Raw genomic sequence first — 21,064 nt, forward strand, 5'->3', positions numbered from 1 at the left:
CGCGCCCCCCCACAAAAACACAGAGCCCCCCCCCGCGGGGGGGGGGCGGGGGGGGGGGGGGCGCGCCCCCCGCCCCCCCCCGGGGGGCGGGGGGGGGGGGGCGCGCCCCCCCCCCCGGCTCAGGACCAGGACGAGGCCACCAACGAGCGCTCCGCCGCCGCCAGATGGACGGCCGAGGCGAGCCAGGCCTTCGCGTACCCGTCGGCCGAGGCGTCGGTGAGCCGGCCGAAGGCGTCACGGGGGCGGCGCCCCGCCTCCGCGGTCAGGGCCTGGGCGAGGTGCGCCGCCCCGCCGAGTCCCGCCCGGCTCAGCCGCGCGACCAGCGCGGCCGCGTCCGTGCCGCGCCCCGCTTCCGCCACGGCACGTCGACCTCCCGCCACACCCGCCTCCAGCAGGCGCCGCACCCGCCACAGAGGTGCGTCCGCCAACGGGTCGGGACCCGCGGTCACCGGCTCGGAGGCCGCCGCGCCCGCCGCCTCGCGCGGGAAGTGCTCACCCTGGAGCCGGTCGTAGCCGAGGTCGGCGCGTCCCTTCCACGCGTCCGGCAGCCGCAGCGTGGCCGCCGCCCCCGGCACCGGCCCGACCGCGAGCGGCCGGAGCGTCGCCGCCCGGTCCAGGTCGGGCCGGCCGAGCACCCGCAGCGCCAGCCCGGGACACCGGGCGATCCGGCGCAGGTTGGCGGCGTACGGCAGCTCCGGATGAGGGTGCGCGGCGCGGAGCCGCACCAGCGGTCCCTCCCCGGCGACGCGGACGACGACGCCGTCACCCGCCGCCCCGATCACCTCGACGTCACAGCCCAGCAGGCCCGCCGCCGTCCCGGGGCCGCCGTCGGCCGGGCCGGCGGCCATCGCCTCGCGCACCGGCCGGGCGAACAGCGCGGCGACGGGCTCCTCGGACCAGTCCACGCCCCGCAGCGGCGTCGCACCGACACCCCGCCCCGCCCCGAGCCGCCCGTCCGCCGAGACGGTCGCGCCGACGATCCGCAGACCCCCGCGCGCCAGCCCGGCGTGGTCCAGGACCGCGCCGCCGAGCGCCACCGGCGCCGACCCCGCGCCCTTCGCGCGGGCCAGGCCGCCGGGCCGTACGTCGGACACCGTGAAGGCGGCACCGTCCGCACCGACCAGATGCGTCGTCACTCCGCCGTAGCCGGTCGCGGACAGCACCGGTTCCCGGCACAGGCCGTACACCCGCAGGCTGCCGCCCTGCGCGTAGGCGCGGCGCGCGGAACCCGCCCCACCCGCGTCGGCCGACCCCGAGCTCAGCGCCGCGGAGTCGGCCAGCAGCTCGCGGAAGGCCTCCGCGAGGTCGCTCAGACGCTGGCCCTCGCTCCGCTCCCGCGCCGCCCTCAGACCCCGTACGACACGCAGCGCGGCGGCCTCGGCACGGGGGAGCCCGGCCAGCCGAGCCGTGTGGGCCGCACGGAGCAGTTCGGCCTGCACCACCGCGCCGCCCGCCGCGACCCCGGTGGCCAGGGCCTCGGCGGCGGCGGCCCAGAGCGCCTCGGCGGCGCGCACCTGCGCGGCGGTCAGGGCGGCCGGAGCGACCGGCTCGGTCCCGGAGGTGCCTGCCGCACGGTGCGGATCGTCCTGCGGCGCTGCGACGGGCAGGCCCGGACCGGCGTCGGCGTTCGGGCGCTCGGCCGTGACGCACGGCGATCGCCGGGCCGGCGCCGCCCCCACGTCCGCGGCCTCGGTCCCGTCCGTGCCCGGGTCATGGGCTCCGTACGTGTCTCCCTCTCCGTCCGCGAGCGGAGCCGCGCCCAGGACGGCGGCCCGGTGCAGGCAGCGAGGAGCCAGCAGACAGGTGCACACGGCCTGGTCCGCGTGCGTGACCGCACCGGACGGACCCGGGCGCAGGGTGACCGCGGCGTCCTCGCCGAAGAGGACCCGGACCGACCCGTCGGCCGCGGCGGCGGCCCGGTCGGCGCAGCCCGCGACGGCCGCGTCGAGCTTCTTGCGCAGCCGTGCGCTGAGCTGCTCGACGGCGTCGGCGAGGACATCGGGGGCGACGGGAGGAAGGGGTCCGGTGCTCAACGGGGTTCTCCACGGAGGCGGTCGCCCACCCAGCGGGCGAGGGCGAGCGGGCTGAGTGCGGCCACCGGCATGCCGGCCGCGACGAGTTGGCGTGCCACAGGCACCGAGTAGCGCGGAGTGCCGGTGTCGTCGAGCGCCGCGCAGCCCAGCAGGTGGGCGCCGGACGACGCCAGGGCACGCACCTCGCCCAGCAGCCCGGCCAGCGGTGCGCCCTCCTCGAAGTCGCTGACCACGACGACGAGCGTGCGGCTGGGCACGGTGATCAGTGAGCGAGCGTGCGCGAGACCGGCCGCGATGTGCGTACCGCCGCCGACCCGGACCTCCAGCAGCAGCGACAGGGGATCCTCGACCCGGTCGGTCAGGTCGATCACCCGCGTCGAGAAGGCAAGGAAGTGCGTGGACAGGGTCGGCACCCCGCCCAGGACCGCCGCGGTCAGCGCCGACCAGATCACCGAGGCCTCCATGGAACCGGAGACGTCCACGACGAGGACGAGCCGCCAGTCCGCCTCCTTGCTGGCCCGCGTGCTGAACACCGGACGCTCCGGTACGACGACCAGCCGGCCGTCCTCGGTGCGCCGGGTGTGGGCGAGGTTGGCCCGGAGCGTACGGGCGAGGTCGAGGCGCCCACCGGGGCGCCGGGTGGGGCGCGGCGTGGACAGGCCCGAGAGCGCGGGGCGCAGGCGGGTGGACAGCTCACGGGAGAGCTCGTCGACGAGCCGCTTCACCAGGGGACGCAGCCGGGCGAGCTGGGCCTCGGGCATGCCACCGGCCAGGGACAGCACCGAACCGAGCAGCTCCACCGACGGGCGTACGGCCTCCGGATCGAGCTGCGCGAGCACGTCGACGCGTCCCGCGTCGGCGGCCTCCGCGAGCACCTCCTCGCGCACGTCGGAGCCGAAGAGCGCCTCCAGCTCCCGCGCCCACTCGCGGGCTGTGGGGAAGGACGGGTCCTGACCACCGCCCTGACCGGGTGCGCCGCCGTCCAGGTCCTGCGCGCCCTCGCCGCGCCCGCGACCGTAGAGCTCGTCCAGGGCGTGGGCGTAGCGGCGGGCGTCGCCGGTGAGCCGTTCCTTGTGACGGCCGAGCAGCAGCCGCCAGCGGTCGGTGGGCCCGAGCCGCCGCTCCCCGTGCTCGGCTGCCTCGGTGGTCGGCGCGGGTGCGGGGTGGCCGGCCTCGGCGGACGGCGCTGGCGCGGCCGTGGTCGCCTGGTCCGCGGCGGCCGTCCCGGGGAGGGGACCTTCCGCCTCGTCCGTGCCCGAGAGGCCCAGGGCCTTCAGCGCGGCCGATCCGGCCGCGTCCGCCGCCGTCCAGAGGGCGAGCAGCTCCGAGGGGGCTTCGAGCGACAGGTCGAGCCGGTCGCCGAGCCGCTCCGTCACGGCCGTGAGCAGCCGCTCGCGAGCGGCCGGGGCCAGCGCGTCGAAGCCGCCGCGCAGGGCCGGGAGCCGGTCGAGGAACTCCGCGTCGGCCAGTGCGTCGACCCGGTCCATGAGCGGGGCGAGCGCGTCCGGTGACGACTGCAGGAGGGGCCCGGCTGCGGTGAGCAGCCCCACCAGACGCTTCGACAGCGCACGGCGCGCGTCGGGAGTCGTGGCCCCGTCGATCCAGCCGGCCGTGCGCGCGCCGAGCCCGGCCACGTCGTCCAGGTCGAGCAGCACCCGCACGGCGAGGGAGGCTCCCTGGATGAGCGGAGTGCCCCCGGTGGCCAACTCGGAGAGGGCCCGGTCCAGTCGGAGGCCCAGGTGGCGGGCGGCCGTCCGGTCCGCCAGCGCCACCAGTGCCCCGGCGTCGTCGGCGCTGTCGCTCCCCGCGAGACCGGGCAGGGAACGGACGGCGGCGTCGAGGAGCTCCTCCGTGAGCGCGCCGGCCGTCGCGCGGGCGTCGGGCGTGGTGCCGGGGTAGTGGCCGCGCCGCAGTCCCTCCAGCAGGTCCAGGGCCTGCAGGAGTTCCGGCAGGCCGGCCCTGTCGGGCAGCACGGCGGAGGCCTCGTGCAGGCGTGCGTCGACCAGTTCGGGCAGGTCGCAGCGTGCGGCGTCGACCAGACCGGTCAGGATCTGGTCGGGGGTGGGTCCTCCCTCGGCGACCTCGCGTCGCGCGGTCGCGGCGAGCGTGCCCGCCGCGGCCTGGGCCGCGGTGACTCCGCGCACGCCCGCGAGATCGAGGCGCGCGGGCACGGACGGCGTCCACGTCAGACGCCACTTGGTGCCGAGCGCGGTGCCGTCTCCCGTGCTCGCGACGGCGAGGGGTTCGCCGTACGACGCGCCGATCACCAGCAGACGCCGGAGCAGCACCTCGCGGCGACCGTCCAGGGGCGAGCGGAGCGGGTCGAGACGCACGTCGCGCCGCTCCGGGTCGTCCGGACGGGGCAGCCGCAGTTCCGCGAGCTCGGCCTCGACCGAGGGACCCAGACCGGACCGGGGCGCGTGCGGGCTGATCCGCCCGCGCGCGGTGCCGATGAACACGGCCTCCAGCGCCCGGGCCAGGGCCCGGCCACGGCCGAGGGGCTCGCCCTGGCCGAGGACCGTCGTGACGGCCTCCAGCAGTTCGCCGCGCCCCGGGGCGGGCAGCCCGCGCAGGGTGGCCAGGTCGCAGGCCAGACGCAGTGCCTCGGCGGCCTCCCCGGTGCCCGCGGTGTGCCCCGCACGGCGCAACTCCCGGCACAGACCGGTCACCGCGTCGGCAGCTGCCTTCAGGATCCGCTCCGGGTCGCCCGCCGCGGTGAGCACGGCCTGCTGCCACAACGGGTCGCGGATGCCGGCGGGATAGCCGGACCGGGAGTCGAGCAGGTCGAAGGAGTACGGGACGAGCGAGGTCACGGCCGAGTCACCGTCGGCTGCGGCCGGTCCGGTCCCGGCGGCGACGGAGGCCGTGACCCGCGCCTCCCCTTCTCCTCGCGCCTGCGCGGGCCCGAGGAGCGCGGGTGCGTGGAACGCGCCGATCACGGCTGCCACCCGGCGCCCGCCCGCGGAGGCGCGGGCGATGACCTGACGCATCCGCTCCTCGCGCGCCAGGTCGCCGGCGGGTACGACGGCGTCCGTACGCAGGGCCCAGCCCACGCCCAGCGCGGCCCGGCGCACCGCGTCCGGGGCGCACCCCGGAGCCAGCACCTCCACCGCGCGGTCCCACAGGTCGTCCCCGTCACGACCCGTCCCGGCGGCGACGAGCCCGTCGGCGTACGAGCCCCGCCCCCGCGACGCCCCGTCAGCGGGACCGGCAAGGAGGTCCGGGCCGGGGCCGCGAGCATCGGCGGTGCCCGGTGTCCCCGTGGACGCGTCGGCCCCCGGGAGAACGTCGTCGCCCGCGTCCGGCGCGCGGTCCGGTGCGGGATCGTCCGCCGACCAGCCCGGGTCGCCCAGGGGAAGGTCGCAGCAGACCACCTCCACGCCACGCTCCCGGGCCCAGCGGACGGCGGCGAGCTCCGGCGAGAAGTCGGCGAACGGGTAGAAGGACAGCCGTCCGCCCTCGCCCGCCCCGGCCAGGGCGACGGGGGCGACGGTCTCGGGGTCCGCGAGGTGCTCCAGCCAGGGCTGGAAGTCGGCCGGGAGCTCGACGCAGACCACCTCGGCCCGCGCGTCGTCCAGCAGCGCGGGCACGACCGCGGCGAGTGCCGGGCTGTGGTGGCGTACTCCCAGCAGGTACGGCACGCGTGACGCGGCCAGCGCGTCCACGGCGGCGCGGGGATCGACGGTCGGTGTCACCGCAGGCTCCCGCGCAGGTCCCAGAGACGGCGCCACATCGCCGAGCCGCCCTCGGCGCGGCGGCGCACCGGGCCGTCCCAGTAGCCGAGGAGCCGCGCATGGTCGGCCGGGTCGTCCTTGCGGACCACGCCCAGCAGATGCCCCGGCAGGAGGTCCAGCACGTCTCCGCCCGGCAGGTAGGCGGCCGAGACCCCCAGCGAGGCCGCCACCTGCACGGCCTCGGCGGTGGACATGACCGTGCCCGGGCGCTCCACGTCCCAGCCCTCGGTGGAGCGGCCGGAGCGCAGGTCGCGGAAGACGGTGACGAGCGCGTCCAGGACAGCGTCGTCGACGGCGAAGGCCGCGCCCGCGCGCCGCACGGCGGCGACGGCCTGGCGGCGGATCAGGACCGCCTCGGCGTCGGCGTCGGCGATCGGTTCCACGGTCTCGAAGTTGAAGCGGCGCTTCAGCGCGGCGGACATCTCGGAGACGCCCCGGTCGCGCAGGTTGGCCGTGGCGATGACGGTGAAGCCCGGGGCGGCGCGGACGACCGCGTCCTCGGTGGCGGTCAGCTCGGGCACGCTGATCCGCCGGTCCGACAGGAGGGAGACGAGGGCGTCCTGCACCTCGGGCAGACAGCGGGTGATCTCCTCGATCCGCACCACGCGCCCGGCCCGCATGGCGGCGAGGACGGGGGAGTCCACCAGGGCCTGCGGGGTGGGCCCCTGGGCGAGCAGAAGCGCGTAGTTCCAGCCGTAGCGGAACGCGTCCTCGGTGGTGCCCGCCGTTCCCTGCACGGTCAGGGCGCTGGTTCCGCCGACGGCGGCCGCGAGGAGCTCCGACAGCATCGACTTGGCCGTACCGGGCTCGCCGGTGAGCAGCAGCCCGCGCTCTCCGGCGAGGGTGACCACACACCGTTCGACCAGGGCGCGTTCGCCGACGAACTTCGGCGGGATCACGAGCCTGGACGGCAGGTCCGCGTGACGCTCGGGCAGCGCCAGCTCCACGCCGTCGCTGCCGCAGACGAACGTGACGACCGCGCGCGGGGTGAGGGCCCAGCCGGGGGGCCGCGGGCCGGGGTCCTGGGCGGCGAGGAAGGCGAGCTCGGCCGCGTGCCGCTCCTCGGCGGGCATGCCCTGTCGGACGGGGGTGGTCGGTTCGGTGACAGTCATTCGGGTTCCTTCGTCGTGGTGCGACGTGCGTGTGCGCGTACGGGTGGGTGGGGCGGGGGGGGGGGGCGGCCGCGGGGGGGGGGGGGCGCGCGGCGGGGGGGGGGACGCGCCGACCGGGCGGCCCCCGGAGACGAAGGGTGGGGGGGCGCCGCCCCCCCGCCCCCCCGCCGCGCCGCCCGGCGGCGGGGGCCTCAGCCCCCGTGCGGCGGGCCCCCCGCCGGGGCGCCCCCCCGAGGGCGCCCCGGAGGCCGTGCTCCGAGGAGGTGCCTCACCGGCAGTGCTCCGCGGAGGCGTCCACCGGCGATGCTCCGGGGAGGCGTCCCACCGGAGGTCCTCCGGGGACGTGCCTCACCGGCGGCGCCTCGTGCGCCGGACCTTCAGCTCCTCGAAGCGCGGGACGTCACCGTCGAGGATCCGCCGCCACGCCCGCGCGAACAGCTCCGCGGCCGGTTCGGTGGGCACCAGCGCGCCCAGGGCAGGCCGGGTGCCCGCGGCCACTCCGTACATCGGCAGCTTCCACTGCTCGACGGGCAGGAGCGGTGAGGCCTGCTCGGCCCAGGCTCCGGGGAGGAAGAGGGAACGCCCCGCCCGGGCCCGTACCGCCGACACCACCAGTTCGGTCTCCGCCAGTTCCGCCCGTGCCGCCTTGAGACGGGCCGGCTTCCAGCCCGTCCACCGCGCGGTGGTGCGGTCCGTCGGGTCGGGCATGGCCAGCAGCATCAGGTACAGCGTCGCCGCGTCGGCGCCCAGACCGTGGGTCCCGGCGACCTCGGCCACCAGCTCGGGCACCGCACGCGAAGGATCCTGCGGCCACCACATGCCCTCGGCGTCCGTCTCGCCCGCGGCGGGCGCGCCCGGGTCGGCCAGCAGCCGGGCGAACGCGGGGTCGTGCACGCGCCGCAGGGCCGTCTCGACCCCCGTCGGCTGCTGATCGGCGCCGCGCAGCACCACCAGATAGGGGTCGGACCCGGTGGAGTCCAGCAGGGCGGGCCGGACGGCGGGCTGCGGCTGGCCGTCCTGCGTGGCCATCAGCACCGCACCGTACCGCTCGTGGTCCGGTGCCGTCTCCGTCGGAGCTCCGGCCACCTTCCGGAAGTCCGCGAGGCTCGTGTAATGGCCCACGGAGAGCAGCAGTTCGGGAGCCGCAAGCCGCTCCCGCACGGCGGTGAGGGCACCCGGCAGGGCCGCCCGTACCGGATCGCCCGCGGGCAGCCGGTGGGCCAGCCAGGCCGACAGGCTCATCGAGCCCGCCAGCACCGCAGAGGTGAACGGCTCGTCGGCCGGCGCCACCGTCGCCGGGCGGTCGCCCTCGATGCGCCACGCCACGTCGGCACCGAGCTCCGGCGACGACGCCGGGTCGAGCAGTGCCGGGAGCGCCCGGTGCACGGGCCAGCCGCTGCGCGCACCGCGCGCGGCCTCCGCCGCGAGCCAGTCGGGCACCTGCCGGCGCCGTCCCACCTTGTCGTTCCACACGGCCGCCGCCGACGCCACGTCCGGGCCCTCGGTCCACAGCCGTGCCGGGTCGTCGGGCAGGAGAGCGGCGAGCACCGCCCGGCGCACCTCGACGTCGACCGCACGCAGCTCGTCGCGCGCGTGTCCCGCCTCGGCCACCTTCAGACCGAGCGTCTTGCGCAGCTCGGCCGGCAGGAAGTTGTTCTCCCAGCTGTCCACGTCGCGCAGGCCCGTGAGAACGATCCGCGCCAGCGCCCCGGACACACCGGTGAGGCGGCTGAACTCGTCGGCGGCCTCCGGAAGGAAAGGCGCCTCGCCACGCGAGCGGGCCTCCCGCAGGAAGCGCGTCAGCCAGTCGGCCCCGCGCACCCGGTCGCCCACCGGAGCGTCACTGCGCGGGGTGTAGGGGCCGGGCACCTCGAAACGACCGCTCGGGTCGTGGAACAGCGCGCCGAACTCCCGCCCGTCGTCGACGCCCGCATGGTGCTCGGTGAAGCCGAGCGCCGCACCGCCGCCCAGGGGCAGCACACCGCGGTGCGAGGCGTTGCGCTCCTGCCCGTCCGGAGTGTGCAGATGAGGCGTCGTCAGATGCACCGTGACCCGCCGCCAGTGGCCGGCCGAGGCCGCCGTCGAGCCCAGCCCCAGTGCGTCGACCCTGTCGAGGACATCGCACAGGGCCGCCCGGTGCGCCGGGTCGCTGCCGGGCGCGACGGCCCGGTAGGCGATCGCGGCGGGGTCGTCCAGGAGCGAGACGAACGGCAGCCCGGTGTAGGGCAGCGGCGGCAGGTCGAAGTGCAGCCGGCCCGGCAGCGCGACGGCCGCGGTGTCCGCCCGCACGGCGGCCAGCGCCTCCAGGTAGCGGTGGGTCACATCGCTGTCCGCGCCGTAGCGGTGGTAGCCGGCACCGACGATGCCGCGCAGCGCCTTGCCGATCAGCTGGTCGCTCGGCCCCTCGACACGGGCCTCGGCCGGCTCGGCGGACGGGTCGAGCCGCGCGGCCACGGCGTCGAGCGCCTTCTGCTGCCGCACCGCGAAGCGCAGCACCTTCACGACGCCGGCGATCAGCTCGGGCGCCGAGACCTGCGGCAGGGCGGCGCTCACCAGCTCGGGCAGATCCGTCGCGCGCTCCGCCAGCGCGGCCGCCTTCAGCAGGACACGGGCCGCGTCGGCTTCGGCGGCCCGCAGCGCCGCCGACCCCTGCGGATCACGCGCGCGCAGCATGTGCAGGTACGGCAGGGGAGGGAGGGCCTGACCCGCGGTGCCGTACAGCTCGTTGCGGTGGTCGCACGAGGCCGTGGCCGTCACCACGCCCTCCGGGTCGCTCAGCGACAGCTCACGCCACTGCCGCGTCAGCGCCCGGGGCCGGTCGTCCCCGGGGAACGTCAGCGCGGCGACCGGCACGTCCGCGTCCTTGGGGAGACGGACGACCCGTCCGGTCGTGTCCTCGCCGTGGTGGCCGCCGTCGGGCAGCCGCACGACCCGCCAGCCGAGCAGCCCGTCCGCCGACGTCCCCTGCGCCGAACCGTCCACCGCCGGGGCGGGCCGCACCCAGGACACTCCGGCCGACAGCTCGGCCCCGGGCGCGTGCGGCCGCAGCGCGTCCGCGAGGAAACCGGGCTGCGAACGCCGGCCGTACGCGCCCCCGGCGGGGTCGTACTCGAACCAGTCGCTGCCCTCCTCTCCGTCACCGCTCCGCCAGACCCAGTACGAGGTGCCGTCGGACAGCAGGGCGCGCTCCGCGGGGAGCTTCGTGTCGCCGCAGCTCAGGACCCCGCCGCCGGTGGTACGCCCGCCTCCCGGAAGCGGCAGGCTGGGATGCGCCGAGCGCAGCGTCCAGTGGTCGACGCCGACCATGTCGAAGACGGTGTCCGGCTCGGTGTGCCAGTACCCCTGCGCCTCGCCGTGCCCGTACGTGCTCCAGAACACCAGCAGCGCGCCGTCCACGTAGTGGAAGCCCATGCGCCGTACGGACGACGCGGGGGGCACCCGCAGATCGTGCACGAGAACCGTGGAGTCGGCGTCGATGACGCGTGCCTGGGTCGCGTTGGCCACGACGAGGTACGGCCAGGCCTCGCAGACGACCGGTGCCTCGGTGCTGTGGCGCGCGGGCGCCAGCTCCGTCAGGGCCTCCTCCCACGCCGGCCAGCGCAGCTCCTCCCACAGGCCGCCGCGCAGGGTCCGCGCCACGCTCTCGCCGAGATCGGCGCCGGCCGCCGCCGCGACCTCACGCGGTGCGAGGGCGAGGGCCTCGGCGGGGAGCCACGACAGCCGGTCGATCGCCTGCGGCAGCCCGGGGAGCCCGGCCGCCACCGACGCGTCCGCCACCTCGCGCATCCACTCGGCCAGCATCGGCCGGCCGCCGGGCGAGGCGGCGAGCCGCCGCATCACGTCCGCGCCGGACGACGCGCTGTCGTAACCCTCCGCCCCGCGCCGGAACGCGGGCCGGAAGCGGAGGTCGGCCGCCAGCGCGACCAGATCCCGGCGCTCCTCGCCGCGCGCCCAGTCCGACAGGTTCAGGGCGTCACCGCGCCGGTGCCGGGCGCGCTGCTCCTCGGGGTCGGCGACCGCGATCCCCCGCGAGAGCAGGAGGTCCAGCAGATTCAGGTCCTCGACGCCGATCCGCAGGAACCGCTCTCCCTCCGGCCGCGCCGCCAGGTCGGCACCCAGCCGGCCCGCCGCCCGCCCGACCAGCTCCAGCAGCGCGGACGGCGTGGGGCGAGGACCCCAGCCGCGGTGCCGCGCGGCGTGGAACCGCTCCAGCCACCCGGCCGCGCCGTCGGAGCACCGCTCCTCCCGAGGGACGTCCGCGTCGGTGAGACCGGCGTCGGCCCCCGACTCCTCCAGGAGCCCGAGCCACAGCTCGGTCATGTCCCCGTCGTCCCCCGGCGGGGTCATCGACAGCAGCGTGCCGCGCACGGACGGAACCCGCCGGGCCAGCGCGACCAGCGCGCCGCGGTGCGACTTCCACCACCCGGTGGCGGCCCGCAGGGTGGCCGGCAGAGGCAGGAGCTCGGCGAGGTAGTCCTGCTCCGCCTCGTTGCCGGACAGGGCCGCGGCGCGGGCGAGCCGCCTCAGCTCCACCGCGGCCTGGGCGGACGGCGCGAGACCCCCGGCGGTCCGGCGCACGCACAGCCGGCGGAACCGCTCGTAGGCCTCGACGGGCGCGAGCCGGGCCGACAGCTCCTTGCCGTACGCGGTGAGGACCTTCACCGGCAGCGCACCGGCCAGGGCGAACTCCAGGAACACGGCGTCGAGCCGGTCCTCGTCGACGGTGAGCCCGTGCTGCGCCTCGCTCGTGCGGGCACGGCCGAACAACTGTCCGGCGTACGTGGTGTTCTCGACCCCGAGGAAGACCCGCGCGGCCTGCTCGTAGAAGACGGGCAGGAAGTGCGGGACGGCCGAGGCGAGCCGCCCGGCCAGCTCGTGGCAGGCGTCCAGGGCGGCCTTGGGCTTGGTCCTGGCCTGCCGGGCCAGCCGGTCGAGCTCCGGCACGACGGCCAGGGCGTGGTGCCCGTCCTCCGGGTGGTGCACCAGCACCCACTCGGGGAAGCCGAGCTCCTGCCGCCGGCCGAGACCGACCACGGCCGGCTCGCCCTGCGGCTCGAGGCCGAGGAAACCGGCCGCGAGGTCCTCGGCCGGGCCGAGTTCGGCCGCGGCCAGCCGTACGACGACCCGGTCCTCGCCGAGCACCGCGTGGCCGTAGGACCGGGCGGTCAGCGTGACCGCCGAGGGTCCCGCTCCCCGCGCGTCGGCCGGGAGGACCGCCCCTGCCGCGAGCAGCTCCATGGTGTCGTTCTCGCCGGTGCCGGTCACGCGTCCCCACCCTCTTCGATCGTGCGGCCGGCGTAGAGCGCAGCGGCCATGCGCATTCCCTCGGACCAGGCCACCGGCCCGACCTCGCTCAGCCGCACCGCGCGGCCGTCCTCGTCGTGCCAGCTCAGCCCGCCGGTCTCCGACTCCCCGTCCCAGTACGGCTCGCCGATCCACACGGACGCCTCCGCGCTGCGGCCCCCGTCGCGCACCTTGCAGGTGGCGTAGCCGCCGGTCACGCGGTAGCCGAGGCTCGTCGCACGGGCGGCGAGTCCGAACCGCGAGGCGAACTTCCCGCCGGCGTAGTCCCGTACCTCCGTGGCGGTCGCGGCATGCCCGGAAGCCGTCCCCTCCGTCCCCTCCGTGCCGTCCGGCCTCGCCCAGGTGGCCCGGTGGATCTGCTCCACCTTCTGGGTGATGCCGAGGTCGGCCGCGAAGTCCCGTACGTCGTCCAGGTCCGGAAGGAGCACGGGGTGGGGGAGCGTCACCGTGCGCGGCGACAGCCGCACGGTCTCCCCGTCGAGGTCGACCACCTTCAGTTCGCCGTCGGCGGTGACGTCCCGCAGGAACCCGACCTCGTCCGGGTCGTCGCCCACGACAGCCATGTCCCGCAGGGCCCCCCGCCACGCCTCGTCCGGCCACACCCGGGCGATCAGCTCGGTCGGCACCGGAAGCGACGACACCATCCAGGCGTCCACCTGGGCGACGCAGGAGGCCTCGTGCCGGTCCAGCCACTCGGTCAGCCGGCGCAGCCGGTCGACTTCGGGACTGTCGCGCAACGCCTTCGGCAGCGTCTTCAACTGCCGTCCCCCGACGCGCCGTGCGACCACACGCCCGTCCTCGAGGGTGATCTCGTACCCCTCACCCGCTGCCAGCCACGCCATGAGCCGTGCCCCTCCGCCAGTCCGTCAGATGTCCGCGCAGCCCGAACAAGGGCCAACGAGGGCCCTGAGCTGCTGTATGTGGGGAGACTAACCAGGGCCACTGACAATGGGGCCGGCCGCTTCGTCACCCGGAGGTAGGTTGCGGCCATGACTGGTGACTGGCGGACGCGCCGCATCGACGCCGCCCTCAGGGGAGAGAACCCGACCGTCATGCGACGGATGACGTCGGGGTTCGCGGTGATCGGGGACGTCCAGTTCCTGCCCGGATACTCGGTCCTCCTCGTGGACGATCCGGCGGTGCAGAGGCTGTCGGACCTGCCGAGGGCGAAGCGGCTGTCGTTCCTGTCCGACATGGAGCAGCTCGGTGAAGCGGTCGAGCGTGCCTGCGGGCGGCTGGACCCGGCCTTTCGGCGGGTCAACCTGGAGATCCTGGGGAACACGGACCCCTACCTGCACGCACACGTGTGGCCGCGGTTCGCATGGGAGCCGCCCGATCTGGTGGGTTCCCCGGTGTGGCTCCATCCCCGAGAACGGTGGAGCGACGACCGGTTCCGGCTCGGCCCGCAGCACGACGGGCTGCGTGAGGCGATCGGCAGTGCGCTGGACCGGCTGCGACCGACGGCCTGGCCGCCGGGTCCTCCTGGCCCCGGCGCACGCCCCCTCCCGGGCGACACCGGCGACCCCGGGGCGTAGGCCCTGGGGTGTAAACCCCTGGGCCAATGATCCGGCGGGCGAATCAGACGGTGGGTCAATGCGGCGGGGGAGGGGCCCGTGACAGCGTTCTCGTGTGCCCACGGACAGTCCATCGGGGCACAGTTGACGCATCGTCACCACGGGAGGCCTTCATGACCACCACGCCGTTCAGCAGCCGGAAGGGCATGACGCGACGCGGCCTGCTGGGAGCCGCGCTGGCCGCCGGGGCCGCGGTACCGCTTGCCGCCGCCGGCCCCGCATGGGCCGCCGCCGCGGCCGCCCCGGGTGTCACGCGGCTCACTCTCCCCGCACCGACCGGACCGTACCCGGTCGGCACCGTCCCGCTGCACCTCGTGGACCGGTCGCGCCCGGACGCCCTCGCGGGTCCCGGGCACTTCCGCGAGCTGATGGCCAGCGTCTGGTATCCGGCAAGGGACGTGCACCGGTACCCGGTGGCGCCGTGGATGCCGGCCGGTGCCCTCCAGGCGTTCCTCGACGACGCCGGGTTCGGCGAACTGGCCTCCCTGGGGCCGCTCACCTCCGGCCACGTGGGCGCTCCGGTGCGGCGAACCGGCCGTCGCCTGCCCGTCGTCGTCTTCTCACACGGCGCGCACAGCCACCAGGCCGACCACACCGGCGTGGTCCAGGAGCTCGTCAGCCACGGATACGCGGTGGTGACGGTGGCTCATCAGTACGACACGTACACGGAGTTCCCCAACGGCCGGATCGCCGTTCCGGTCTTCGACCGGCAGGCCCCGACGCGGCCCGGAGACTTCGCCGCCGACCTCCGCTTCGTCCTCGACTGCGTCGAGCGGCTCGCCGCCGGGCACAATCCCGACGTCGACCGCAGGGAGCTGCCGGCCGGGCTGCTGGGCTCCCTCGACCCCGGGCGCACGGGTGCGTTCGGCTGGTCGAAGGGCGGGACGGCCACCGCCTGCGCCATGCTCGCGGACCCGCGCATCAGGGCCGGGTTGAGCCTCGACGGCCCGATGCAGATGAACCCGCCCCTGACCGGCGACCTGGACCGGCCGTTCATGATGATGACCGCCGAGTTCACCAGGGCCACGGATCCCGAGGCCGCCGCCTTCTGGTCCCACCTGCGCGGCCGGCGGCTGAACATCGAGGCCCAGGGCGCCGCCCACCTCTCGTACGGCGACAACGAGGCACTGTACCCGCAGGTGGCAGAGGTGTACGGATGGAGCGCGCAGCAGCTCCAGAAGGTGATCGGCACGCTGGACCCCGACCAGGCGGTGAGGATCCAGCAGGCGTATCCGCTCGCGTTCTTCGACGAACACCTGCGCCACCGCCGCAGTCACCTGCTCGACGGGCCCTCCCCGGCCTTCCCCGCCGTGACGTTTCTTCCGTAGGCGCCAGGAAGGCCGGCGGCGGTCCGTACGGGCCGCGCCCCGGCAGCCTCCGGGGCGACCGGATGAGCGAAGTGGGCGCGCGGAGACGGCATTTCGGCCCGCGCGAGGCCTCCGACGCGGCGGCGTACGTGGAGAAGGGGTGGCGAGCCGCGTCCACCCGCACCGGGCGCGTTTCCTCGTGCATGCGCCGGCCGACACGGTGCGCGCTCAGATCCCGGGGTCGTCCGCCGTCGTGCGAGCGCGGGGGAGCGACCGCTGCGAGGTGCTCAGCGGCGGCGAGCGCCTCGACGCCGTGGCCCTGCACGTACCCCTCCTGGGGCGCGACTTCGAGGTTCTCGCCCCCCTGAGCTCACCGCGAGCTGTCGTGCGCCGGCGCGGAGACTGCCGGCGGCCTGCGGGACGGGCGACGTGACCTCTCCCTGTGTTCCATGAGGGTGAATACCGGGGCGGTGGCTGGCCGGACGGCGTCCCGGCACCCCAGACTTGCGGTGATCCACACGGTCGGTCCGGTCAGGGGCGCAGGGTGTCGCCGTGCGCTCGACGCCGCCGGCCCGTCACCACTCCGGTCACCGTGGCCACCGGCGAACGGGCCTGGGCCGCCATGGACGCCAACGGCGACGGAGTGATGACGTACGAGGAGTACATCGCCTGGGTGGACGCCGAGAAGTTCGACACCGTCTGCCAGTACGCCCTGGGCGCGCTCTTCGACCTCGCGGACGCCGATCAGGACGGCGCCCTGGACCGCGCAGAGTTCACGTCGCTCCGCGAGGCGCTGGGCAATCGGGTGGACAACGCCGGTGCGGCGTTCGACGCCCTGGACGGGGACGGCGACGGGCGCGTCGGCCGCGCGGAGTACCTGGCGTCGATCCGGGCGTACGTCACGGGCGACGATTCCCCCATGGGGAACGCCCTGTACTGACCGGGCCGACCCGGCGGGCGTCGGGGCCCCGCCGGGGCGCCCCGGCGCGCGCCGGCGGGGGCGCGGGGGGTGGGGGGGGGGGGGCCGCGGACTCGCGCAGGCCCCGACGCCCCCGTCTATGCCGTGGAGCACTCGATGGAGAGTGCGAGGCGACAGTGGATCAGGGTCCTACGGGGTGCGGGCCGGGGAGATCCGGCGGGACGGCGGTGGCGAGGGGCGCGCGGTTCCCGGTGGACGAGGAGGACCGCTGCCAGTATCGGGCCGCACGTCATGAGTATGAAGGTCATGACGTGGCCGCCGCCATCAGCCGGCCCGCCGGGGCCGCGTGCCGCCCCGGGACGTCGACCGCGGCCGCGGTCAGGAGGCGGCGCACGGCCCGGGAGCGGTTCGCGACGGTGAGGCGGCGTCCGCGCCGAGGCCACCATTCGAGGACGGCGAGGAAGCTGGAGTCGCAGAAGTCGACCCGCGCGGTGTCCAGGACGAGTCCGGTGTAGCCGTCGGCCGCGGCCGAGGCCAACAGCGCACGCAGCGGGGCGACGCTGTGGCAGTCGATCTCCCCGACGAGGCGGACGACCAGGGTGGTGCCGAGTGTGGTGCAGGCGGCGATGACTATGACGCAGGGCGCGTTGTCCGCGCCCGAGTCGTGCACGACGGGGAGGGCAGGGGCAGCGAGGACGGCGGGCAGTATCGGAGCTTTGCTTGAGGTACTCACAGCCCCATCAACGGCGCGCGTACGGTGCCAGGTGACGAGGCACGCGGCCCTTTCACCCCATCTGAGCAGCACCGATCCCCAGCACGAGCGAAAGTTTCCACCCGTACGAGTCAGATGCGAGCGTCCCTGCGCCCGGCCGCGCGCGTCGGAGGGGGTCGGTCAGGCGTCCGGCACGGGTGTGGCCTGGTGGTAGTACATGCGCCAACCGGATTCCTCGTCCGTCTTCCGCCAGATCGAGCTCCTCCGGGCTCGCCTGCCGTCGAGCACCGTTTCGAACGTCAGGTGCACGATCCCCGGCGCCAGTTCGGTGCCCGTGATCTCGGACGGCACGTACACGGGCCCGTCGTCGGCCGCGCCGTCCATGGTCGCCAGGGCCGAGAGCATCGACTGCCGGTCCCATCTGCGCCCCGAGGCTCCCACCTCGACGAACTCGGGATCGAGGAGCTGCTCCGCCAGGGCCGAGGACCTCACGGCCGGACTCATCAACCGCAACTCGCGCTCGATGGCCACGGCCACGCCGCTGCGCGCGTCCGCGTTCCCGCTCCTGCCCGCGTCCGCGTTCCCGTCCATGTTCCTGTCCATGGGGGCATCCTGCCCCAGCCGACCTGGGCGTTCGCAAGCAGATGGAGGGGGACCGGGAACGGTTCGCCGGTTCTGTCGGCGAACCGTTCCTGCGGTGCGCGGCTAGCTCAGCGTCCGCACGGCGGCCGCGTCGTACGGCTTGAGCTCGTCTGTCCGGCCCGAAAGGACCTTCGCGGCCCACTCCGGGTCCTGGAGCAGCGCGCGGCCGACGGCGACCATGTCGAACTCGTCGCGCTCCAGGCGGTCGAGGAGGTCGTCGATGCCCTGGACCGGGGCACCTTCGCCCGCGAACGCGTGGATGAAGTCGCCGTCGAGACCGACCGAGCCGACGGTGATGGCGGGCCTGCCGGTGAGCTTCTTGGTCCAGCCCGCCAGGTTCAGGTCCGATCCCTCGAACTCGGGTATCCAGTGGCGGCGGGTGGAGGCGTGGAACGCGTCGACGCCGGCCGCCGCGAGCGGAGCCAGGATCGACTCCAGCTCCTGCGGGGTCTCGGCGAGCCGGGCGTCGTAGGCGTCCTGCTTCCACTGCGAGTAGCGGAAGATCACCGGGAAGTCGGACGAGACGGACCCGCGGACCGCGGCCACGATCTCGGCCGCGAACTTCGTACGGGCCACGGCGTCGCCGCCGTAGGCGTCGGTTCGGCGGTTCGTCCCCGCCCACAGGAACTGGTCGATGAGGTATCCGTGGGCGCCGTGCAGCTCGACGCCGTCGAAGCCGATGCGCTCGGCGGCCGCGGCGGCCTCGGCGAAGGCGCCGATGACGTCGTCCAGGTCGCTCCGGGTCATCGCCCGGCCCGTGCCCTCGGTGCCGTCGGTGCGGATGCCCGACGGGCCCATCGCCGGGGCGTCGGCGTAGGGTGCCTGGCCCTGCTGCCGCACCATGCCGATGTGCCACAACTGGGGCACGATCGTGCCGCCCGCCGCGTGCACGGCCTCGGCGACCTTCGCCCAGCCCGCCAGCTGCTCCTCGCCGTGGAAGCGCGGCACGCGGTCGCTCTGCCCGGCCGACTCGTGACCGACGTAGGTGCCCTCCGTGACGATCAGGCCCACGCCGGCGGCGGCACGGCGGGCGTAGTACGACCGGACGTCCTCGCCGGGGACACCGCCGGGGGAGAACATGCGCGTCATCGGCGCCATCGCGATGCGGTTCGGGACGGTCAGGCCGTTCAGCGCGACGGGCCGGGAAAGGATCTCGGCCGCGCGGGAGGCGGGGGAGGCGGTGGCGGTCACGGGTACGCTCCTCATGGCAACTACTTGACAACCTTGATGCTTGAGAACTTCATGCAATGAAGCGACGGTAGAGGCCAATGCTTGAGATAGTCAAGTATCTCTGGCTAAAGTGGACCCATGACAGAAGCTCCCCGCGCCGACACCGCCCAGCTCATGGAGCTGCTCTCCGTGTCGCTCGGCGTCTACTACGGCGACTTCACCGTCGCCGCGGCGAGTGAGAACCTCACGGCGAGCCAGGGCAAGGCCCTCACCGTGCTGCGCCGGGGCCCCGCCGCGATGCGGGCCCTGGCCGAGACCCTGACCTGCGACGCCTCCAACATGACCGGGATCATCGACCGGCTGGAGAAGCGCGGCCTGGTGCGTCGCGAGGCCGACGCCTCCGACCGGCGCGTCAAGAACGTCATCCTCACGCCCGAGGGCGAGCGCGTCACCGACGCGATCCGCGCGAAGATGCGCACCACGCAGGAGGGCCTGGACAGGCTCGGCAGCCAGGACCGGGACACCCTGCACACCCTGCTCGAACAGGTCTTCCTCCCGCCGTCCGGCGCCTGACCCGGCTCCGGCCGCGACACGGTCGTCCCGGCCAGCCACGCCGAGCGGCCCTCAGCCGTCGTGCGGAGCTGTGTACCGGAGCGGGGAGGCTGAGTACGCGCACTCATGTCGGGTCACACGGGGGCCGGAAGGATCAGGGCACACCCCGACACGAGGAGCCGGCGATGTCCGTCACGCACCCGACCTTCCGCCCGTCGCAGGACGCACGGCCGGCCCCCGGCCGCAGGCTGCCGGCCGTTCTCGCGCTCGCCGTGGCCGCGGCGCTGGTGGTGTCGGCGTTCGGTGCGGCGGACCCCACCACCTGGGTGCTGGAGACGGTATGGGTGATGCTGGGCCTGCCGCTGGTCGTCCTGCTGCGCAAGCGGTTCCCGCTGAGCGGTCTGCTGTGCGGCCTGCTGGCTGTGCACGCCACGGTCCTCGTCGTGGGCGGGCACTACACCTACGCGGAGGTGCCGGCCGGTGACTGGGTGCGCGACCTGTTCGGCCTGGACCGCAACCCGTACGACCGCCTCGGCCACCTCATGCAGGGCTTCGTCCCGGCGATCCTGGTGCGCGAACTCCTCGTCCGCACCTCTCCGTTGCGCGGGAGTCGCTGGCTCGCCCCGCTGACCGTCTGCGCCTGCCTCGCGTTCAGCGCCGTCTTCGAGATGCTGGAATGGCTGGCGGCCGTCACCGGCGGCCAGGCGGCCGACGCGTTCCTCGCGACCCAGGGCGACGTCTGGGACACCCAGTGGGACATGTTCTGCGCCCTGATCGGCGCCACGTGCTCCCTGCTCCTCCTCAGCCGCGTCCACGACCGCGCCGTCGACCGCCTGACAGGGCCCGTCCGGGACTGACCGCGCGCGCTTCAGCGCCGTGCCGCGTCGTCCGCCTGGGCGGTGACGATGCGGGGGAGGGCACCGGGGTGCTCCCGTGTGAGCCAGTCGACGAGCTCCTCCCGGACGGCGCAGCGGGTCGTCCACAGGTCGTCGGGGTCCTTGGCGGTCACCAGGGCGCGGACGGTGATGCCGGTCGGCGAGGTGTCGGTGACGGCGAGCCCCCACGCCCGACCGTCCCAGCCGGGGCAGGCGTCGAGGAACCCGCGCAGGTGCTTGCGCATCAGCTCGACGGGTGCGGAGTGGTCGCAGTGCAGGAACACCGTGCCGGTCAGTTCGCTGCCGCCGCGCGACCAGTTCTCGAAGGGCCGGGAGGTGAAGTACGAGACCGGCAGGGTGACCCGGCGTTCGTCCCAGGTCCGGACGGTGAGGAACGTGAGGGTCACCTCCTCCACGGTGCCCCACTCCCCGTCGACGACCACGGTGTCCCCGATCCGGACCATGTCGCCGAAGGCGATCTGGAACCCCGCGAAGAGGTTACCGAGCGTCGACTGCGCCGCGACGCCCGCCACGATGCCGATGATCCCGGCCGAGGCGAGCAACGACGTGCCGAGCCCCCGGAACGTGGGGAACGTGACGAGCACGAAGGCGGCGGCGATCACCCCCACGGTCACGGACACCACCCGGGTGAGCAGAGTGACCTGCGTCCGGACGCGGCGCAGCCGGGCCGTGTCACGCGTCCGGGCCGCGTACCGCGCGTACGCGGACTCCACGACCGCCGAGACGACGCGGATGGCGAGCCAGGCCCCGCCGCCGATCAGGCACAGCAGCAGGACGTGGTCCAGAACCGCGGCGCGGTCGATGAGCACAGGCCAGTGGGTCGCGCGGTACGACCACCGGAACACGGCGCACAGCAGGACGGCGTACAGCGGCGTACGGCACCGCCTCAGCAACCCCCAGAGCGGGGTGTCGGGGTGGCGTGCGTCGGCGTACCGCGCGAAGAGCTCCGCCGCCCTGCCCACGGCCAGGGCCACGAGCACCGAGCCACCGAGGACGATCGCCAGTCGGACAACGCTTTCCATTTCTCCCCAGTCGACGAAGGGACGTGGTCGTCCCTCCCGCCTCACCACAGGGCCGCACGGCAAACACACCCGCCGGCCCGGGCGACG

At 75.3% G+C, this 21,064-nt stretch carries 14 protein-coding genes; 5 read left to right on the forward strand and 9 right to left on the reverse strand.

Going from position 1 to position 21,064, the window contains the following annotated elements:
• Positions 1 to 119: 119 nt before the first annotated feature.
• The 5 genes from ACFV2S_RS10225 to ACFV2S_RS10245 all read right to left on the reverse strand — a co-directional run bounded on the left by ACFV2S_RS10225 (position 120) and on the right by ACFV2S_RS10245 (position 13,025).
• The gene (locus tag ACFV2S_RS10225) at positions 120 to 2,033 is read right to left on the reverse strand and encodes a hypothetical protein (RefSeq protein ID WP_385556035.1); all 1,914 of its coding nucleotides are present in this window, start codon (positions 2,031 to 2,033) and stop codon (positions 120 to 122) included.
• On the reverse strand, positions 2,030 to 5,728 hold the full coding sequence (locus tag ACFV2S_RS10230) for a DUF5682 family protein (protein ID WP_385556037.1): 3,699 nt from the start codon (positions 5,726 to 5,728) through the stop codon (positions 2,030 to 2,032). The genes ACFV2S_RS10225 and ACFV2S_RS10230 overlap by 4 nt, the downstream gene beginning before the upstream one ends.
• A complete protein-coding gene (locus ACFV2S_RS10235; RefSeq protein WP_385556039.1) occupies positions 5,725 to 6,879 on the reverse strand; it encodes an AAA family ATPase in 1,155 nt (384 codons plus the stop codon). Before ACFV2S_RS10235 ends, ACFV2S_RS10230 begins: the two co-directional genes overlap by 4 nt.
• Positions 6,880 to 7,227: 348 nt before the next feature.
• Complete coding sequence (locus tag ACFV2S_RS10240) at positions 7,228 to 12,117, reverse strand: DNA-binding protein (protein WP_385556261.1); 4,890 nt, start codon at positions 12,115 to 12,117, stop codon at positions 7,228 to 7,230.
• Between the two features lie 23 nt (positions 12,118 to 12,140).
• Positions 12,141 to 13,025 (reverse strand): DUF4132 domain-containing protein, encoded by an 885-nt coding sequence (locus tag ACFV2S_RS10245; RefSeq protein ID WP_385556041.1) that lies wholly within the window; start codon positions 13,023 to 13,025, stop codon positions 12,141 to 12,143.
• A 147-nt stretch (positions 13,026 to 13,172) separates the two neighbouring features.
• Here ACFV2S_RS10245 and ACFV2S_RS10250 point away from each other — a divergent pair, with 147 nt between their 5' ends.
• The 3 genes from ACFV2S_RS10250 to ACFV2S_RS10260 all read left to right on the forward strand — a co-directional run bounded on the left by ACFV2S_RS10250 (position 13,173) and on the right by ACFV2S_RS10260 (position 16,004).
• The gene (locus ACFV2S_RS10250) at positions 13,173 to 13,718 is read left to right on the forward strand and encodes an HIT family protein (RefSeq protein ID WP_385556043.1); all 546 of its coding nucleotides are present in this window, start codon (positions 13,173 to 13,175) and stop codon (positions 13,716 to 13,718) included.
• 152 nt (positions 13,719 to 13,870) lie between these two features.
• Positions 13,871 to 15,085, forward strand: a complete 1,215-nt coding sequence (locus ACFV2S_RS10255; RefSeq protein WP_385556045.1) for an alpha/beta hydrolase family protein — start codon at positions 13,871 to 13,873, stop codon at positions 15,083 to 15,085.
• 571 nt (positions 15,086 to 15,656) lie between these two features.
• On the forward strand, positions 15,657 to 16,004 hold the full coding sequence (locus ACFV2S_RS10260; RefSeq protein WP_385556047.1) for an EF-hand domain-containing protein: 348 nt from the start codon (positions 15,657 to 15,659) through the stop codon (positions 16,002 to 16,004).
• A gap of 283 nt (positions 16,005 to 16,287) precedes the next feature.
• Here ACFV2S_RS10260 and ACFV2S_RS10265 read toward each other — a convergent pair whose 3' ends face one another.
• The 3 genes from ACFV2S_RS10265 to ACFV2S_RS10275 form a co-directional block, all read right to left on the reverse strand.
• Positions 16,288 to 16,653 (reverse strand): STAS domain-containing protein, encoded by a 366-nt coding sequence (locus ACFV2S_RS10265; protein ID WP_385556049.1) that lies wholly within the window; start codon positions 16,651 to 16,653, stop codon positions 16,288 to 16,290.
• A gap of 222 nt (positions 16,654 to 16,875) precedes the next feature.
• On the reverse strand, positions 16,876 to 17,298 hold the full coding sequence (locus ACFV2S_RS10270) for a DUF4440 domain-containing protein (protein ID WP_385556051.1): 423 nt from the start codon (positions 17,296 to 17,298) through the stop codon (positions 16,876 to 16,878).
• A 102-nt stretch (positions 17,299 to 17,400) separates the two neighbouring features.
• The gene (locus tag ACFV2S_RS10275; RefSeq protein ID WP_385556053.1) at positions 17,401 to 18,528 is read right to left on the reverse strand and encodes an NADH:flavin oxidoreductase; all 1,128 of its coding nucleotides are present in this window, start codon (positions 18,526 to 18,528) and stop codon (positions 17,401 to 17,403) included.
• Positions 18,529 to 18,645: 117 nt separating this feature from the next.
• Between ACFV2S_RS10275 and ACFV2S_RS10280 the strand changes: the two genes are divergently transcribed.
• Positions 18,646 to 19,080 (forward strand): MarR family winged helix-turn-helix transcriptional regulator, encoded by a 435-nt coding sequence (locus tag ACFV2S_RS10280; RefSeq protein WP_385556055.1) that lies wholly within the window; start codon positions 18,646 to 18,648, stop codon positions 19,078 to 19,080.
• Positions 19,081 to 19,244: 164 nt separating this feature from the next.
• On the forward strand, positions 19,245 to 19,916 hold the full coding sequence (locus tag ACFV2S_RS10285) for a DUF2238 domain-containing protein (RefSeq protein ID WP_385556057.1): 672 nt from the start codon (positions 19,245 to 19,247) through the stop codon (positions 19,914 to 19,916).
• A gap of 11 nt (positions 19,917 to 19,927) precedes the next feature.
• Here ACFV2S_RS10285 and ACFV2S_RS10290 read toward each other — a convergent pair whose 3' ends face one another.
• The gene (locus tag ACFV2S_RS10290; RefSeq protein ID WP_385556059.1) at positions 19,928 to 20,977 is read right to left on the reverse strand and encodes a mechanosensitive ion channel family protein; all 1,050 of its coding nucleotides are present in this window, start codon (positions 20,975 to 20,977) and stop codon (positions 19,928 to 19,930) included.
• Positions 20,978 to 21,064: the final 87 nt, after the last annotated feature.

The organism is Streptomyces sp. NPDC059695, from assembly GCF_042733785.1.
GTDB lineage: Bacteria > Actinomycetota > Actinomycetes > Streptomycetales > Streptomycetaceae > Streptomyces.

What these genes read in the sequence shown, in the direction of transcription:
- ACFV2S_RS10280 (WP_385556055.1), top strand. Translation starts at nt 18,646, where the DNA reads ATGACAGAAGCTCCCCGCGCCGACACCGCCCAGCTCATGGAGCTGCTC.
- ACFV2S_RS10285 (WP_385556057.1), top strand. Translation starts at nt 19,245, where the DNA reads ATGTCCGTCACGCACCCGACCTTCCGCCCGTCGCAGGACGCACGGCCG.
- ACFV2S_RS10240 (WP_385556261.1), bottom strand. Translation starts at nt 12,117, where the DNA reads ATGGAGCTGCTCGCGGCAGGGGCGGTCCTCCCGGCCGACGCGCGGGGA.
- ACFV2S_RS10235 (WP_385556039.1), bottom strand. Translation starts at nt 6,879, where the DNA reads ATGACTGTCACCGAACCGACCACCCCCGTCCGACAGGGCATGCCCGCC.
- ACFV2S_RS10255 (WP_385556045.1), top strand. Translation starts at nt 13,871, where the DNA reads ATGACCACCACGCCGTTCAGCAGCCGGAAGGGCATGACGCGACGCGGC.
- ACFV2S_RS10250 (WP_385556043.1), top strand. Translation starts at nt 13,173, where the DNA reads ATGACTGGTGACTGGCGGACGCGCCGCATCGACGCCGCCCTCAGGGGA.
- ACFV2S_RS10270 (WP_385556051.1), bottom strand. Translation starts at nt 17,298, where the DNA reads ATGGACAGGAACATGGACGGGAACGCGGACGCGGGCAGGAGCGGGAAC.
- ACFV2S_RS10290 (WP_385556059.1), bottom strand. Translation starts at nt 20,977, where the DNA reads ATGGAAAGCGTTGTCCGACTGGCGATCGTCCTCGGTGGCTCGGTGCTC.
- ACFV2S_RS10245 (WP_385556041.1), bottom strand. Translation starts at nt 13,025, where the DNA reads ATGGCGTGGCTGGCAGCGGGTGAGGGGTACGAGATCACCCTCGAGGAC.